This window comes from Ignavibacterium sp. (assembly GCF_025998815.1).
Lineage (GTDB): Bacteria > Bacteroidota > Ignavibacteria > Ignavibacteriales > Ignavibacteriaceae > Ignavibacterium.
In genome coordinates this window covers 3,018,417-3,036,132 of the sequence record NZ_AP026678.1, presented here as the reverse complement: position 1 = coordinate 3,036,132, position 17,716 = coordinate 3,018,417, and the positions used below count along the sequence as shown (strand labels likewise).

At 33.3% G+C, this 17,716-nt stretch carries 11 protein-coding genes; 5 read left to right on the top strand and 6 right to left on the bottom strand.

Features of this window, described 5'->3' with window-relative positions:
- The first annotated feature begins 14 nt into the window (after window positions 1-14).
- Together hydE and Q0X14_RS13095 are read left to right on the top strand one after the other, a co-directional pair.
- Window positions 15-1,067: a [FeFe] hydrogenase H-cluster radical SAM maturase HydE gene (hydE, locus tag Q0X14_RS13100; protein ID WP_297839438.1), complete on the top strand. Its 1,053-nt coding sequence runs from the start codon at window positions 15-17 to the stop codon at window positions 1,065-1,067.
- Between the two features lie 84 nt (window positions 1,068-1,151).
- Complete coding sequence (locus Q0X14_RS13095) at window positions 1,152-3,227, top strand: YCF48-related protein (protein ID WP_297839435.1); 2,076 nt, start codon at window positions 1,152-1,154, stop codon at window positions 3,225-3,227.
- A gap of 96 nt (window positions 3,228-3,323) precedes the next feature.
- Here Q0X14_RS13095 and Q0X14_RS13090 read toward each other — a convergent pair whose 3' ends face one another.
- Window positions 3,324-8,348, bottom strand: a complete 5,025-nt coding sequence (locus Q0X14_RS13090; protein ID WP_297839432.1) for an MG2 domain-containing protein — start codon at window positions 8,346-8,348, stop codon at window positions 3,324-3,326.
- A gap of 221 nt (window positions 8,349-8,569) precedes the next feature.
- Here Q0X14_RS13090 and Q0X14_RS13085 point away from each other — a divergent pair, with 221 nt between their 5' ends.
- From Q0X14_RS13085 to Q0X14_RS13075, 3 genes are all read left to right on the top strand, one after another.
- Window positions 8,570-9,058, top strand: coding sequence for a septal ring lytic transglycosylase RlpA family protein (locus Q0X14_RS13085; RefSeq protein WP_297839431.1), 489 nt, complete (start codon window positions 8,570-8,572; stop codon window positions 9,056-9,058).
- Between the two features lie 96 nt (window positions 9,059-9,154).
- Complete coding sequence (locus Q0X14_RS13080; protein WP_297839429.1) at window positions 9,155-9,730, top strand: tRNA-(ms[2]io[6]A)-hydroxylase; 576 nt, start codon at window positions 9,155-9,157, stop codon at window positions 9,728-9,730.
- The gene (locus Q0X14_RS13075; RefSeq protein ID WP_297839427.1) at window positions 9,730-10,284 is read left to right on the top strand and encodes a class I SAM-dependent methyltransferase; all 555 of its coding nucleotides are present in this window, start codon (window positions 9,730-9,732) and stop codon (window positions 10,282-10,284) included. Before Q0X14_RS13080 ends, Q0X14_RS13075 begins: the two co-directional genes overlap by 1 nt.
- A gap of 6 nt (window positions 10,285-10,290) precedes the next feature.
- Here Q0X14_RS13075 and Q0X14_RS13070 read toward each other — a convergent pair whose 3' ends face one another.
- The 5 genes from Q0X14_RS13070 to Q0X14_RS13050 form a co-directional block, all read right to left on the bottom strand.
- Window positions 10,291-11,181 (bottom strand): rhodanese-related sulfurtransferase, encoded by an 891-nt coding sequence (locus Q0X14_RS13070; protein ID WP_297839426.1) that lies wholly within the window; start codon window positions 11,179-11,181, stop codon window positions 10,291-10,293.
- A gap of 78 nt (window positions 11,182-11,259) precedes the next feature.
- On the bottom strand, window positions 11,260-12,660 hold the full coding sequence (locus tag Q0X14_RS13065; RefSeq protein WP_297839423.1) for an NADP-dependent isocitrate dehydrogenase: 1,401 nt from the start codon (window positions 12,658-12,660) through the stop codon (window positions 11,260-11,262).
- Between the two features lie 84 nt (window positions 12,661-12,744).
- Window positions 12,745-14,691: an ATP-binding protein gene (locus tag Q0X14_RS13060; protein ID WP_297839421.1), complete on the bottom strand. Its 1,947-nt coding sequence runs from the start codon at window positions 14,689-14,691 to the stop codon at window positions 12,745-12,747.
- 152 nt (window positions 14,692-14,843) lie between these two features.
- Window positions 14,844-16,187: a deoxyribodipyrimidine photo-lyase gene (locus Q0X14_RS13055; protein WP_297839419.1), complete on the bottom strand. Its 1,344-nt coding sequence runs from the start codon at window positions 16,185-16,187 to the stop codon at window positions 14,844-14,846.
- Window positions 16,180-17,679: a cryptochrome/photolyase family protein gene (locus Q0X14_RS13050; protein ID WP_297839416.1), complete on the bottom strand. Its 1,500-nt coding sequence runs from the start codon at window positions 17,677-17,679 to the stop codon at window positions 16,180-16,182. The genes Q0X14_RS13055 and Q0X14_RS13050 overlap by 8 nt, the downstream gene beginning before the upstream one ends.
- Between the last annotated feature and the right edge of the window lie 37 nt (window positions 17,680-17,716).

The window sequence follows — 17,716 nt, the reverse complement described above, 5'->3', positions numbered from 1 at the left end:
ATAAGAACCGGATTATGAAACGGGAAATTTACATAGCTGAAGGCAAAAGTCTTTATGATGTTCTGAGTAAACCGGAATTGGATAAAAAAGATATTGTTTATCTTCTGAGTTTAAATGATGAAACAGAGATTTCTCAACTTTTTAGAAAAGCTGATTCGGTAAGAAAAGAATTCTGTGGTGATGATGTTCATCTTCGAGGAATAATTGAATTTTCAAATTATTGTGAACAGGATTGCATTTATTGCGGACTGAGGAAAAGCAATAAGCATTTAGAACGATACCGTATGAGTATTGATGAGATTATTGAAACAGCCAGGAAAATTTTTTCTGCTGGAATTAAAACTGTCGTTCTTCAATCGGGAGAGGATTTTTATTACTGCAAAGAAGATATTACAAGAATCATTAAAAGCATTAAAGATAATTGCGATGTTGCAATAACTTTAAGCTTAGGCGAAAGAAGTTTTGAAGAATATAATGAATGGAAATCTGCCGAAGCTGACCGATATTTACTTAAACACGAAACAGCCAATGAAAAATTATATTCGGCATTACATTCACATCAGAAACTTGAAGAACGTTTAGCTCACTTAAAATATCTGAAATCAATCGGATTTCAGGCGGGCAGCGGAAACATTATCGGTTTGCCCGGTCAAACAATTGAAGATATTGCGGATGATATTCTTCTTTGCGAAGAAATCGATTGTGATATGTGTTCATTCAGTCCGTTTATTCCATCACCTGAAACTCCGATGAAAAATATTCCTCCGGCAGATTTAAACTTAACATTAAAGACAATGGCAGTAGCGAGAATTGTTTTAAAAAATGTTCACATTCCAGCAACAACAGCTCTTTCAACACTCACTCCTGAAGGCAGAAAATTAGGATTAAACGTTGGTGCTAATGTAATAATGCCAAACTTCACTCCTGATGAATACAAAGACAAATACAGAATTTACGCTAACAAAAAAACCTACGACCCTATTGAATACGTATCAGAACTAAGACAAATGATTCATTCGATGGGAAGAAAAGTTGGTGAAGATAAAGGACATAGTTTTAAAAAATAAAAATCTTAAGTATAAAAATATCTTATACTATTTACTTTTAGTAATTTTCACATTAGTTTTAAGAAGCCAATCTCGAGGTAAACAATGAAAATTTACTGCTTATTCTCAACATTTCTATTATTACTAAATTCAATATCTTATCCCCAATGGCAATGGATAAGCCCAATTCCAACTGGAAATGATCTTTTGTGTACACATTTTTTTACTGAAGATACTGGTTTTATATATAGCTCTAAAGGTGAAATATTTAAAACAACTGATGGTGGAGCTAATTGGAATTTAGTAGAGAAAAATCTTGAAAAAGCTGCTGTTATAAACATTAAATATTTAAATCAAAATACTGGGTACATGTTAACAAGAGAAAAATTATTCAAAACAACTGATAGAGGAAATTCTTGGTTTGAATTAAATACTTCTAATCATTCAGGATTTAATGGAATCTATTTTTTAGATATAGGAAATTTTTGGATTGTTGGTGATAGTGGTTTAATTATTCATTCAACAAATGATGGTCTAAATTGGTCTAATCATTCATTAAACACTGGATATAAAAATACAACAATTTATTTTTTAAATGATTCATTGGGTTTTATTGGAAGAGAATTTTATACTAGTCTAAAAACTACTAATGCCGGATTAACCTGGAGCACCGTTCAAACTTCCGGTCATATGCTGATAACCAAATACTTTTTTTTAAATTCTGATACAGGTTTTGCAATAGGCAGGCAAGGAAAGATTTTCAGAACTACTAACAAAGGTCAGGATTGGCAAAATGTTTCACCATTTAACACATACAAATTTATAGATGCTTACTTAACCACTGATAGTATCCTGGTTTTATTCTCAAACACTGGAGAAATTGCTAAAAGCAGCGATTATGGTAACAGTTGGATCGCTCATTCACTGGGAAATTTTATATCCGATTTTTTCTCATATGTAGATTTCGTTAATGATTCAATATTCTATATAGTAGGAATAAATGGCAATATCTATAAAACAAATGATGCAGGAAATAGCTGGCAAAAATTGCGAAAAGGTTTAGAGATTTCTATACATGATATCAGCTTTATAAATAAGGATTCTGGTTGGATTTTAAGTAGTGTAGGGGAAATATTCAAAACAACTGATGGTGGTAGCAATTGGATAAGGCAAATTTCCGACAGCAGTTATCTTGCACTTAATAAATTATTTATTGTGGATGAAAATATTGGTTATGCTGTTGGACAAAAAATATTGAAGACTACCAATAGTGGAAATGATTGGACTAATATTTATGAGGATGGCAAGATTTATTATACTTGCTTTTTCTTAGACAGTGCAAAAGGATTGGTCGCAGGTCAGTATGGAAAAATCCTCATAACCACTAACGGTGGAAATAATTTTATAACTATTAACGATTCTGGTGGAAGTCCTTTAGTATCTATGTTTTTTGTCAATGAAAATGTCGGTTTTATAGGTGGATTAGGTACACTATTAAAAACAACTGATGGTGGCTTTAACTGGATTAATATTCAGGTGAGTGATAATTATATAAATGGTATTTTTTTCTGGGATGCTAGTAATGGTTGTATTGTTTCTATGGATAAAATTTACAAAACTAATGATGGTGGTCATACTTGGGTTAATACCTATACAGACTCGATATCAGACTGGTTTATGGACATTGAGTTCATGGATGAACAAGTTGGAATTGCCGTTTCAACCGGAGGTAATATTCTAACTTCCAACGATGGTGGCACATCTTGGATAGCAAACAAATATGTTACTAATAATCTTTCAGCCATGTGCTCTAGTCAAGATTCTTTGGTTTGGATTTGTGGCCCTGGAGGTAAAATTCTTTTTTCAACAATCAATCAAATAACATCTGTTGAAAAAGATAGTATAAATTATAATTTATCGTCTTATAAATTATTCCAAAATTATCCAAATCCTTTTAATCCCAGAACAACAATAACTTATGAGATTAATACTGCAGGATTTGTTAAACTCATTATATACGATCTACTGGGTAGAGAAATTAAAACTCTCATTAATGAAGAAAAAATGCCAGGGAAACATTCTATAGATTTTATTAGTGATAATCTGTCAAGTGGAGTTTATTTTTATCAATTAAGATTTAATAATTATATTGAAAATAGAAAAATGATGCTTCTCAAATAAGGAAGATTATTCTTTCACAAAATAAGATTCCTAATTCTTGACTAAATATTTTTTATAATAAATGTTTCAAATCTATAAAACTTCAATTGTGAATGCTTAATTTGTATCTTCAACCATTACATTCACAACTTCACTAAATCCATTCAGTTCAGGATAATACATTAGATAACCTTGTGCAGGCATTATTTTATATTCACCCGGAATTTGTGCTCTTATGATATATGAGAATTCCATTTTACTGCTACAATTGGTAACAAAGAAAGCAACTTTTTCATCACGATATTCTCTGTCAGCATAATGCCAACGCCAGGGTCTATAGCCCCAATCATCATAAATCGGATAATAACTTTCACCTTCTATTGCATAGCGATCAATATCTTTTACAACTTCAAAACCTGAAGGCAGCATATCTTCAAGAATAAAGTACTCCATTTCGGAAGATTTTGTTTCAACATAAGTTTTAACTAACAATTCTTTACCACTTGTTATTTGTCCGTTGAACTTTTCTTTTACATAAATAATTTTTCCATCAACCTGTTTTGGTTCGAGTGTAAAATATTCTCTCCTAACTTTGAAACCATTTTCATTATTCAGCGAATTAAAATCAACAGAGAAGTATTCCGTTAATCCAGAGAAATAAACTTTTCCGTCTCCGGATTTCTGAATAATAATTTTGTTCTTTCCCTTTTTTAACAAATTATCTTTTGAAGCAGCAAGTGATATTTCTTCAGGTTCTGTGTAAATATCATTTTTAGAAAAAGTTTTTGAGAAAATTTCCTTTTCATTTACAGACACCTTGATAGAATAATCAGGGTTTAATTCTTTGGTCAGTTTCAGATAATCTGTTAATGCAAATATCACATTCGCAGTCTCCTGAGTTGAACGCCAGGAAAATCCTTGTTTCTTTTTCAACAACCATCTTACTGCCTTTGATATTAACTCACTATCACCTTTAACATTGATTATTGCTTTAACAGCAAATGCAGTTCCTTGGACATTATCATTCTGCCAGCGATAATGCCAGGTTTCGCCACCCCAAACTGCAAATCCGGATTCCTCCCTGGCAAGTTTAATCAACCTATCAGCAGTTTGGTTTGCTTTTTCTTTTTCGCCAAAATTATTCAAAGCAATAGTTATAAGAGCAAGGGGATATGAACCCAGATCTCTTTTTAGTAAAACATCAATTGTTTGATAGTAAAGTTTCTTCTGATAATCGAAATCTTTCATTGCATAGCTTAAGGAGTATATCATATATGCAAGTGTCGTTTCGTCAATTTTAGGATCAGCAAGTTCTATTTGCTTTCTCAGATTTTTTAATCCTGATTCATAAATAGTTTGGTCAATATTATAACCGGCTTGTTTTGCAAGAGTTAAACCATAAATAACATAAGCAGTCATAAAAGGATTTGTATTGTCATTCGTCCACCAACCCCAACCACCGTCAGAATGTTGAAAATCATATAATCGTTTCAGTCCGGCTTCAACATATTTGGGAAGTTCTTCAATGGTTTTTGAATTCAGCGGAGCCGAAATTTCTTTAAAAGTATTTGCAACAATAACTGTTGGCAAAAACCTGCTCATAGTTTGTTCTACGCATCCATAAGGATAGCCAGCTAAATCATCCAATGCTTTAAGAATTGTTCCTGCAAGAGAAGGAGAAACGGAAAAAGAAAACTTTGCGGAAAGCAAATCAATGTTCTCAGGAATTTCAAACTCCAGTGTTTCATTAATTTTGTTCTCTGAAAAATTCGCAACCAATGGATTGACTATTTTTATTCCGTTGGGAAGAATAGGTACTTTTAATTCAAGTGCATCTGACTCCTCATTTGTTAATGCTTCAACTTTTAGTTTTGCTTCGCCTAGTGGATAATTAACTTTACATTTCCAATCTATCCTTAACTCAGAGTTAGCAGGAATATTAACTTCATAAATTTTCTTACCGGAAAAATTACTTGAATAAGAAACTGAATTTATCTTCGATGCCAGAAGTAAAAGTCTATCAGATGTGAATTCAACTTTAGTTTTCTTCTCAGTTGAAAGGTAATTATGAACAATGGTAGATATTATAACTTCATCTCCTTCTCTTAAGAACCGAGGTGTCTCCATTCTCACTAACAAGTCTTTTCTGCTTATAAACTTATCAACCTTCTGACCAACTTCTGAAGATTTTGTAATGCCTTTGACAGTCGTTCGCCAGGTAGTAAGATTATCGGGAATACTAAATTGAACTTCAGCAACACCATTATTATCAGTTACAAGATTTGCTTTCCAAATCAGAGCATCCAGAAAGTTCGAACGAATTTCGGCCTGAACATAATCTGTCTTTTGTTCAATCACTAATTCGGAAAATTTAGCTTTATCTAATTGTTCTGATTCGAATACAACATCTCCGCTAATACGCATTGCATTTGTAGTTGATCGTTGAATCATCGGTCGTTCATCGGAAACCATAACTTCATACATCTCAGGAATCATTGTGCGGTCAACTCTTATATCGTATCTTCTATCAGAATCAAGATTAAGAAATTCAATCAGTTGCATTCCTCCTATTTTTTTCCTTACAAGATAAACCTGATATTTCCCTACTCTAACATCCTTAAAGTAATAATTACCAAGTGAGTCAATATCAGATTGATACCTTCTTTTATCTCCTAAGAGAAGGATTTTATACTCAGTTCTGGTAATTGATGAATCTTCAAAAGTTACTTTTCCATAAAGTTTAATACTTTTATAATTAACCGGTTGTGATGGTTTATCAGAATTGAAATAATTCATCTCGAGAAATGTCGCCTCTCTGCTGTTTGTCGAGAACCTATAACTTTTTAATGAGTTATAAACCGGAAAGTAGCTTTGTCTTGGAGAATAAAAGAATGTTTCAATCGGCTGGGTTTGGTCTTCTTTGATTGCGTAAATGCTTTCATCAACTACTCCGAATGAAAGCTCAGTATTTCTGACCGGATAACCACGATAATTTTTAACTATGATTTTATAACTCGCTTTTTCACCTGGTTTGTAAACTTGTTTTGATGGTAATAATTCAATATCAAGAAATTTATCTTTAGGTAATACTCCGATTAACTTTGAGGTTGAATATAACATCCTGCCATTGATATAACTTACCGAGATTGAAAAACTCGGTGAAAACTTGTCTGTAAGTTTTTCTTTGATATGAAATGAGTTGTTGTTCGTTACTACTTTTCTATAATTAAAGATGTCGTCGCTTTCATAAGTTAAAAGCAACTCCTGGTTTTCATTCGGGACAAAAATAACAGCATTCAACTCTTCCCCTTTTTCATAAGCATCTTTATCTGTAACAATCTCAAGTCCTGATGAAGTTCTGTTGTAGTAATAATCTTTATAATTACCAATAAAAAATGAACTTGAGGCATTAATCTCTCTACCTTTTTCATCTGATGCGAAAACGGAATAACTAAATCGCCCTGTAAGATTGCCTTTAGGTCTGAAGCGGACTAATGAATTACCTCTTTCATCTGTTTTGCCAAACAAAGTGTCAGATATAATTCCCGGACGCATCAATTTATCCTGAGGATAAGTAATGATTACTTTAAAGTCAGTCGAGACAGGTTTATCATTAAAATCAAAGCAGTTAATTCTCAACTTTACTTCTGAATCAGTACCGTAAAAATACTTTTCAGGTGAGGTTGAGATTGTGAAAGAACCTCTCGTAACAAAAAAATCAACTGTACCTTCGGTAGCTCTTCTTGATGCATCAGTTACAGTCGCCACTACAGAATATCGGAAATCATTTTCTATTTTATCTTCAATAGAATAATTGAAGTGAAATTTACCTTCATCATCAAGTTCGCCTTCAATCTGTTGAATTAATTCTTTTCCACCGCCGTAGTAAGGAGACCACTTTTCGAAATTACGATAGAACCATTTGTACTCTGAAAAATACCACCAGGGACGCCAGAATCTTTCACGGTAAATGTTAACTTGAACAATACCATTTTTTACCGGAGAACCAAAATAATAATCTGCTGAAACAATACCGTTAATCTCATCTCCCGATGAATATTGATTCTTATCCAATTCAATATTCACTTTATATTCTGGTTTTTTATATTCCTCAACTGAAAAGGAACCATAATAATCTATCCCATCTACTTGAAGAAGGATACTGTAATTTCCCAAATCAGCTTCCTCATCAAGAATAAAGTTACCTGCAACGGTTCCAAATTCATTCGTTGTTAATTCTTTGAAATAAACTTCCTTGTTCTTTGGGGATTTTATTCTTACAGCCACTTTCTTGCCTGAGAAATTTTCCAACTCATTTTGGTTGACTTTTCTCATAATCGCCTTAAAGTTGACTTCCTGAGCTGGCCGATAGACTGGCTGGTTGGTATAAATGTAGGCCGTTAATTTTACAGCATTGCTTTGATCGAAATAGGAATAAGGATTGAAAACCAATGTTTCATCATCAGTAAAAGCAAAAATCTGAACCACTCCATTCGTTAGTTTAGTGTCTCTTAGCTCCTTAAATACAATTCCATCATTATCTGATTTTTGCTCAAAAAGAAAATTACTTCCAGCCAGAACTTTGAATTTAGTGTTCTTAATGAATTTTCCCGTTTTGGCATCAGCAACATAAGCCAGAATTTTCCTGTTGGATTTCTTGAATACAATTGCTTTATCCGTTACAACAATTGGACAATATGCTATTGCCTTCCCATTAACCACTTGTAAGAGGTAGATTCCGGGTGAATCGATTTTGCCAATGTTTATATTCTGATTATATCCTGAGAAGATATTTTTATCTGACCATTGCCTTATCAAACTCGTATATTGAAGCAGCAATTCGGTATCCTTACTCCATACATCAAAATTGTAGGTCCGTCTATTTTCGTCCAATTTGGAGAAAAAAGTCTCTATGTCATTGATTTTTAATAGTTTGTAGGAAAACTTATTCTTAACCGGACTATAAAGATAAAGATTTACTCTTACCTCATCCTCGGGTGAAAAGGTAGTATAATTCGATAAATAGAATCTCGGTTCAATCTTAGCAACTGAAAGGTTGATATTGGCCGATGCGGTCAAAATAAGAGTTACTAAAGAAAGAATTAATATTCGGAGAACTATTTTTGAATTTTTCTTTGACATATACGCTCCGGATTTTTTAAGCTTATACAAATATACAAAGTAAAAGTGCCCAACAGTCTTAAAACTACTTTTAATAAGAAGATTTCAACCTATAAACCATTAAAGTCGAATATTTAACTGGTTGTGATATAGATTTTCTGCGGCATAAGTAAATTGTTCAGTCATAAATGTCGGGTTAAATTTGTACTGTAAGTTATGTTAAACAAATAGTGAGGTACTTATTGAGATCGATAGTAAAAGCATTATTATTTCTGGTATTTATTGCGTTGGTTGGTTTTACATTTGTAATTAACGACGATGATACACCGACATTGCCAACCACGGATGCCAACGAGATCTCATTAGAAACAAAACTACCAAACTTTGATCCGAGCTTAGTGGATTATGTTGACCTCGGAACAATGAAAGCTTCCTGGTATGGACCAGGTTTCCATGGCAGGAAGACCGCAAATGGTGAAAAATTCGACCAAATGTCCTATACCGCAGCTCATAAAAGTCTTAGGTTTGGAACTTTGTTAAGAATCACCAATCCTAAAAACGGTAAATCAATCGTCGTTAGAATTAACGACAGAGGTCCCTATATCGAAGGCAGGGATTTGGACCTCTCTAAAGCTGCTGCCCACGAATTGGGATTGATGAGAAAGGGAGTTGCCAGACTTAAGGTTGAGGAGCTGAAAATTAACGGTTTGGACGAAATGGTAGCCAATTAAAATATTGTTTCTATTAAAACTGCACCTGGCAGGTTAACCCGACTCAAAAAGTCGGGTTTTTTTATGCCCATTTAGTTTTCTTTACTAAATTTGTATATGCTTTGCCTGAAAAATAAAACTAAGCCTGAGTGGATTAAATTTGCATTGGAAAATCTACCTTCTATTATAATGGATCATGCTCATTGTGAAAAGAAGGCAGCTGGTACAGGTATGAGTCTGCTTTCGACTTATTTTGATAAAAAAGAAATTTCTCTCATTATGTCTGACCTGGTTGAAGAAGAAATTGGTCATTATCGTTCGGTGATTAAACTTTTGGACAAAATGAATTTGACTTTGGGAAGAGATGAAGGTGATGAATATGCCAAAAGTTTGTTATCATTTGTAAATAAAAATGAGCCAATGAGAATGCTTGACAGACTACTGACTGCGGGCATTATTGAAGCACGTTCTTGCGAAAGGTTACAAATTCTTGCCGAAAATATAGAGAATGAAGACCTGAGGAAATTTTACAAAGAATTGTCGGATTCCGAAGCCGGTCACTATGTTACTTTTATAAAACTTGCTAAACTTTATTTTGATGAGGAATTGGTCAGAAAAAGATTGGATGAACTGACCCAAATTGAAGCTGAAATTGTAAAAAATTTACCCAACAAACCCTTGATGCATGGATAATGAAAAAACTTAATCTCGGTTGTGGAAAAGACTTAAAGGAAGGATATATAAATCTGGATATCGTAGATTATGGCGGAAACCAGATTCATGATCTGAATTCTTTCCCTTACCCTTTTGAAGATAATACATTCGATGAAATATTCGCTTCTCACATTCTGGAACATATAAATAATTTTAATAAAACTATCACCGAGCTTTACAGAATCCTGAAGCCAAACGGAATTTTAATCGTTTATGCTCCATTTTTCCTGAATACTAAGTATTTCGGCGATCCTGATCATAAAATTCCTTTTTCTATCCGAACATTTGACAATTACGAGTACATTGGAAATAAAAAGCTAAAGTTTTATGAAAAATGGAAATTGGATCATAGAACTAACTATGAAACCGGAGCTCAGTTTGAAGTTTTGGAGAAAAGATTTATTACTTCTCATTTCCCCATTCTGAAATGGATGGATTTTATTGTTAATATCGAGCCCGTTATCTATGAAAGGTTCTTTGCCGGAATTTTCTCGCCAGAGGAAGTTTACTTTAAACTACGAGCTATCAAGTAAATAAGATTATCCGTGATATGTTTTCCTTTTGTTCGGACTCTTCCTGCACTCATCTGAACAGCAATATTCATTTTTAACTTTACATTCGTGACAGCATACAATAATTCTATCGCAATCAACATTATGGCAATTGATGTAGTAAGAAGTGGGTTCGCCACAGAAATAACATTTTGCTATATGCTTCAATTCCGGTTTTGAATTTGGTAAGACAACTCTTCTCTCATCAAAGACAAACATTCCGCCTTCCCAATAAGTATCAGGATATTTTTTTATAAAGTTGAATATTCCTCCATTTATCTGATAGACCTCCTTAAATCCTTTTTCGACAAGATAAGCTGAAGCTTTTTCACATCTTATTCCGCCAGTGCAATAAGTTACCACCGGCTTATCTTTGAATTTGATAAGTTCTTCATCAACATATTTTTTCCATTCACGAAAATTTTTGAGAGGAGGTGTGATTGCATTCTTAAATCTTCCAATCATACTTTCATACCAGTTTCTCGCATCAATAATCACAAACTCTTTTCCTTCCTCATAAAATTTTAAAAGCTCTTCCGGAGAGAGTTTTTTACCACCATGCTCGAGCTTAACATCCTCCAAATCACCGTGAACAATTTCTTTTTTCAATCTAACATGTATTTTTTTGAAGGCGTGTGAATCCGAATCATCTTCTTTAAACCAGATATCAGAAAATTCGGGATAGCTTGTCAGATGTTTTTTATATTTTTCTATATTTTCCAGTGTTCCGGAGACTGTCCCATTAACTCCTTCTTTTGCAAAGAAAACTCTTCCAAGAATATCATTCTGTAAACACCAATTCAAATGTTCTTCAACTAACCTTTCCGGGTTGGGTACTTCTACATATTTATAAAAAAGTAGAACTTTGTAACTATTCATATGCTCATCTAATTTTTTAGAAACGATAAATAATCAGAATTAAAATATTCAATTTTACGAATGAAGAATAAATTAGATCTACTCTCCCTGAGCTTTCGAATATCCTAATTCGCCATCAAATAACTGAAGTTTTTCGATATGCATCCATTTGATTCCATAAGCAGAAACTTCTTTGATTAGGTTAAAAATTTCTTCATCACCGATATTAATTAAGTTATCATTTTCATCTCTGGCTACATATCGGCATCGATGATGATCCACAAGCCAGATTTTGGGCAATGGTCCGGGATAGACCTTTGTACCTCGATTAGAAATCATCTTAAGTTTAAGCTTACCTACTTGCTCTGGCATTTTTGGAATTCCACCAGGATTTTCTACGAATATATCAACTCCGTGACAATCCTCGGTAACTTCTTTATGAGTTGGGAGAAGTTCACTCAAAATTCTTAGTGGAGAAGGTTCTTTGAACTCATCTTTAGCCGGCTCTTCTAAATGAGAGATGATTGCATTAGCAAATTCAACCGTACCGGCTTTACCACCAAGGTCTCTTGTTTTAATTCCATCTTTCAGAGTTTCAATAAGTGCTTTTTCAATTCTTGCTTTTGTCAGATGAAGACCAATATGCTGCAACATTTGAAATGAAGATAACAAAAGCGCAGTTGGATTAGCAATTCCTTGTCTTGCAATATCAGGTGCAGAACCATGCACTGATTCAAATATTGCAACATCATCACCAATATTTCCACCGGGAGCTACTCCCAATCCGCCTACTAATCCTGCCGAAAGGTCGCTGACAATATCGCCATACAAATTCGGAAGAACCAAAACATCAAATCTTTCAGGATTTGTTACGAGCTGCATACAGGTATTATCAACAATTAAATCGCTTGATTGAATTTCCGGATAATCTTTTGCAACTTCATAAAAACATTTGAGAAAAAGACCATCTGTCAGCTTATGAATATTTGCTTTATGAACTGCCATAACCTTTTTTCTTCCATAAAGTCTTGCCATTTCAAAAGCATATTTTGCGATTCTGATTGAACCCGGACGAGTAATTAATTTTAATCCTTGTGCAACATCTGCTGTTTGATGGTGTTCAATGCCACCGTAAGTGTCCTCAATATTCTCACGAACAATTATTAAATCCACATTATCAAATCTTGTTCTTACACCAGGTAATGACTTTGCAGGACGAACATTAGCATACAACTCAAGTGATTTTCGCAAAGTTACATTTACAGATTTATGCCCTGTTCCAACCGGAGTGGTAGTTGGTCCTTTAAGCGCAACTTTATATGTCTGAATAGCTTCTAATGTATCTTCGGGAATTCCTGTTGGATGTTTTTCAATTACATTTAATCCCGCCTGTTTTTCAATCCAGGTTATTGGAACTTTAGCAGCATCAAAAATTCTGACAACAGCATCCGCTATTTCTGGTCCAATGCCATCGCCTTTTATCAAAACGACTTTAAACATTATAAAACCTTATGGTTAATTTATCGGATAATTCAGGTGTGCAAATATAATGAAGATAGGATAATCAGATGTGAGATTTGAAATCTATTTCTTTTCAACCTCTTTTGTATTATCTAGATTTTTCAGGACTGATAAATCAATTTCTCTATCGAATACAACAGAAAATACAGAACCTTTACCCTTTTCACTTTCAACATGAATTTCCGCATGATTTATTTCTGCATATTTTTTAACTAAAGCCAAACCAAGTCCATTGCCTTCATATTCTCTCTTATGGCCGGAATGCTCCTGAGAAAATGGAGTGAAAATATTTTGGAGATATTCCTTACTCATTCCGATTCCGGTATCACGTACTTCAACTTTAAGTTTTTTATTTGGCTGCTCTCTTAATATTACATCAATAAATCCTTTTTGTGTGTATTTGATTGCATTACCAATAAGATTCTGGAAAATCTGATTTACTGTATATCTGTCAGCAGTAATAAAAGTACTACCTGCAAGATTTGTGAAGTTAAGTGTAAGTCCTTTGTCTTCACTTAATGAACGGAACTCTTCTGTTAATTTCTTCAGATCATCAGATAAACTGAAACTTTCGTAATGAGGTTTATAATTACCACTTTGGACAGAAGACATATTCAAAATCATATCAATAGTTCTATGTAATCTCTTGCCGGCACTTTTAACTGAGTCAAGGATTACTTTCATTTCATCGTCACCCTCGGGAATTAAATCTTCAAACAGTGGAATTGAAGTTAAGATTACATTTAATGGTGTTCTGATTTCGTGTGACATCTGAGCAAGAAAAGCAGTTTTGAGTTTATCAGACTGCTCTGCTCTTTCGAGAGCTTTAATCAATTCCTGCTGAGCACGTTTAATTGCAGTTATATCAAGCAACTGCATTATATAATGGTCAATATCACCATTCTCATCTTCTACACCAACGGATTTCACTATTACATTTATTTCTTTACCATCTTTTTTAATCAATTTCTTTTCAGAATTGATATCAGAAATTCTGATTACACTTTCATTCTTACTATTCTTTATTATGTAAAATGGAATTTCATCTTTTTCAAAAAGGTATTTGATTGGCACACCAAGCAATTCTTCGTTATCATAATCCAGAGTATCACAGAAGGATTTATTAATGCTCATTATTCTTCCTTCAGACGATATGATAACCATTCCAATTGGTGCATTTTCAAAAAGAAGTTTGAATTGCTCTTCACTCTTCTTCAATATTCGTTTTGCATATTCCTGTTCGGAAATTTCCGCTCCAACTTCAGATAATCTTTCCCGAAGAACATCAGTTATTTTCTGATCAAGTTTTTCATTGTTCTCAGCTTTTTTCTGTAACTCATCAAGAACATCATTTATTTTGTCAACAAGCAATCCTAATTCATTCTTACCTTCATACTTAATTTTTACCGTATAGTTACCCTTTATAGTTCGGTCTAAAGCTTCAATAATTGCAAGAATTGGTCTGAATGAAAGTAAACTGAGGATATAAGTAATTATTATTCCAGTCAGCAAAACGGTTAAGCTGAAAAGTGCAGTTAAAAGTTTTATTCTTTCTAACTTCGATATCTGTTCTGATGCCTTAAACCCTGCATAAAATTTACCAGCAAGAATTTTTGTCGGATAGAGTTGTTTAGCAATTCTATAAATCTGTTTATCTGCAGAGATTCCACCTTCTACATCTGATCTTATGTAAAGATATTTTTCTGCCACATCAAGATTTATTGCATCAATAAGTTTTCCTCGACTGTTTTCAATTACAAGGTACTCAGCATTATTGAGCTCGGCTAATCTTTGTAAAAGTTCTTTATTATCAATTGAGTCAGTCCAAAAGAATTGAGGATTTTGTTCTAAGTAGTTTGCGAAAATAGAAGCTTTATATTCAAACTTTTCTTTGAGGTCGGTTTCAAATTTATCGGTAGTAAAAACATAAATTACGGCTGATACGATTATGAAAAAGATTGCAAATTCAATGGTGAGTTTTAACTGCAGTTTTTGTGAGTAATTTTTCATAATATCCCCGGGAAACCAAAACTCCTTTTATTTTAGGTTAATTTTATTTCCCAAAGATTATACCGAGTTAAAAATTCGATTATTGAAGAAAATTAAAGCTGTGGAATATTTATTTGCCCCAAATTGAGAATAAATTTGAAAAAATAACCTGTTTAGCTGATAAATTTTTTTATATACGAATCAACATCAAATTTCCTTTTTGCACCGTTTAGATTCATATATCTGATTTTACCAAAAACTGGTCTTTCTGTCCAAGCACGATCATGAACTCCACCAACTGACCAGGCACAACCAACATAGCCATTCGGATCTCTGCCATCAAGCTCATATTTATCATTAAGATAAATTGCAATCTTTAATGCATCCTCTGGTGATTTACTCCATTCAAGAATTTTTTTTGCCCAGTACATTCTCATATAACCGTGCATCTTTCCGGTTTTTACCATTTCAAGTTGAGCAGCATTCCATAAATCTTCGTGAGTTTTTGCTTGCTCAAAATCTTCAAGCGAATAAACAAATTCTCTTTTATCTTTTCTGTGCTCATTAAGTGTGTTCTTTGCCCAATCGGGAAATCCATCAAATGAATCGTATTTTGGATTGAAGTAACAAAAATTATCAGATAATTCTCTTCTTACAATTAGTTCTTCAAGAAAGGATTGTGCAGAAGGATGATTTCCATAAAATTGTTCTACTGTTAGCGCAATTCTTTGTGCTGAGATTTGTCCAAAATGCAAGTATGGTGAAAGATTAGATAAAGCATTTTTATTTGGATCGTTTCTATCTTCTGCATAATTATCGAATATGTTTTCCAGAAAATCTTTCAATACTTTCTGAGCATTTGCTTCTCCCGGTATTAGCCAGTCAATTTCTTTTACATCAAGATTTATATTCAGAGATTTCTCTGCTTTAGACCAATCAATAGATTCATAATTTAATTCGTGATTTTTCATAACCTTCAGCTTGGGAAATTCATCAAGAAATTCCGGAAGTGCTTTGTGAATTTTCGGTCTAATTGTGTAAGCACCAAACTCAACTTTATTCGAAACATAAAGACAAGGAACGATATTATGAGCATCAACTTCATAAAAAGGTATGGAAATTTTTTTAGCAACATCCCGTTTCCAGATTCTTTTGATCCTTAGAGGGTCAAAGTCACTAACCAGAATTGCTGCATTTATCCTTTTCAGAAAATCAGGAATTTCTTTTTCAGGATTTCCGAGTGAAAGGACGAAAGGAATTTTGTACTTCTTTAGTTCCACTTCTAATTGCTCAATTCCTTTCAGCATAAAACCATACTGTCTGATTGTTGCTTCCAGAAAATTCGGAACGAGATTAAATAAAACTAGGAGTGGTTTTTGTCTCTCTAATGCGAGTTGCTGAGAAAATATTAAAGCCCAGTTATCGTGAACTCGCTGATCTCTGCTCATCCAATAAACAATCGGACCGGGAGTTTCATTTCCTTTTTGAAGTAGCCGAACTCTTTTTTCGTTAACCATTATTAAATATTTTTTTTAGGAATGAATCTGCAATTTTCAGATGTCTGTTGAGTTTTGCTCCATCCATTTTATTCAACTGTACAACCATCATACTCATTCTCGGATTTTTTTCAAAGACTTTCTTATGCTTATAAATAAATCTCCAGAATAACGCATCCCAGATTTCACACCAATCAGCTTTATCAAAATTACTCATTTTTCTGATATAGTTGGAAGATGAGATGTAAGGTTTAGTACAGATCAATCCACCATCAGCATACTGACTCATTCCATAAACATTAGGAACCATTACCCAATCATAAGCATCAATGTACATTTCCATAAACCATTTGTAAACTTCATTCGGATTGATTTCACAGAGCAACATAAAATTTCCCAGTATCATCAATCTTTCAATGTGGTGTGAATATGCATTATCAAGAACTTTCTTAATGACATTATCAACAGGTTCAATTCCTGTATTGGCATCATAAAATGCTTTGGGCATTTTTTTATGAAAACCAAAATAATTGGTTGTTCGCTGTTTTACTCCTTCGAGCAAATAAATTGCACGAATATATTCACGCCAGCCAATAATCTGCCGGATAAAACCTTCTAAAGAATTTAATGGAATATTTTTCTTCTTGGAAATTTCAATTGCCTGATTTACTATCTGAGTTGGAGTTAATAGCCCTGAATTAACCAACGGAGATAACAATGAGTGAAACAGAAAATTCTCAGTTTTATCAATTGCATCTTCATAATCACCAAAAAGTTCTAATCTGTGCTCAAGAAAATCATTTAACCAATCTTCGGCTTGTTCAAATGTTACCGGATATTGAAAATCAAAACTGTTACCAGGATTATCCGGGAAATATTTTTCAACATATTCTATTGCTTCAACAACAAAGTCTGATATTTCGGGAAAATTAATTGACGGAAGTTTTATGTTAGAAGGAAGTTTCTTTCTGTTATCTTCATCAAAGCTCCATTTGCCGCCAGCCGGTTTATCATTATCAACCAGAATATTCAGTCTTTTTCTTTGTTCAATATAGAATGATGCCATCAGATATGTTTTTTGCATTGAGAAGAATTCTTTAAGAAATTTTTCATCGGTTAAAAACATTGGCGACTCATATCTAACTAAAACTTTATCAATGTTTTTCGACATTTTCTGTAATCGCTTCTCAAGAATAAAATCAGTAACATCTGCATAATGAAATGAACTGACTTTCACTTTATTGAATATTGTTGACAAATAATTTGAGCGAACATCTTTACCAAAATTTGAATAATTGATATAAACAACTTCATATCCATTATCCAATAAATATTTCTCATATGCTTTCATTGAAGCACGATGAAAAACGAGTTTCTTTTTATGAAATGATAAAGGATATCGCACATCCTTAAAGAAAAGTGGATCTTCGATAAGATAAATTATTCTGCTTTTCTCAATTGCAGGATGATTCCTGAAAAGCTGATGTGGAAATATTAGTGTTATTTCATTCATAATGCAGTAAACTAATTGCCTGGAAATTTAGTTCACT